Origin of the sequence: Rugamonas aquatica (genome assembly GCF_009380215.1) — a bacterium.
Lineage (GTDB): Bacteria > Pseudomonadota > Gammaproteobacteria > Burkholderiales > Burkholderiaceae_D > Rugamonas > Rugamonas aquatica_B.
The window spans coordinates 1-288 of record NZ_WHUG01000058.1 but is presented as its reverse complement, the minus strand read 5'-3'; the positions used below and the strand labels follow the sequence as shown (position 1 = coordinate 288).

Here is a 288-nt window from a genome sequence, read left to right as displayed (position 1 = left end):
ATGGGAAGCAGGTTAATATTCCTGCACCGTCGTATGATGCGATGGGGGGACGGATCGCGGAAGGTTGTCTGACTGTTGGAATAGTCAGTTTCTGGTTCATAGAAGGCGCTTAGGCAAATCCGGGCGCGGAATTCAAGGGATCGGGACGAGGTGCTTAGGCACTGAAGCAATCGGAAGTGGTTCCAAGAAAAGCCTCTAAGCTTCAGTCATACGAGACCGTACCGCAAACCGACACAGGTGGGCGAGATGAGTATTCTAAGGCGCTTGAGAGAACTCGGGAGAAGGAAC

The 288-nt window shown here is 52.4% G+C and carries 1 rRNA gene; it reads left to right on the top strand.

The features are described from left to right. Positions 1-288 (top strand): 23S ribosomal RNA (locus GEV02_RS32645); the annotation flags it as partial.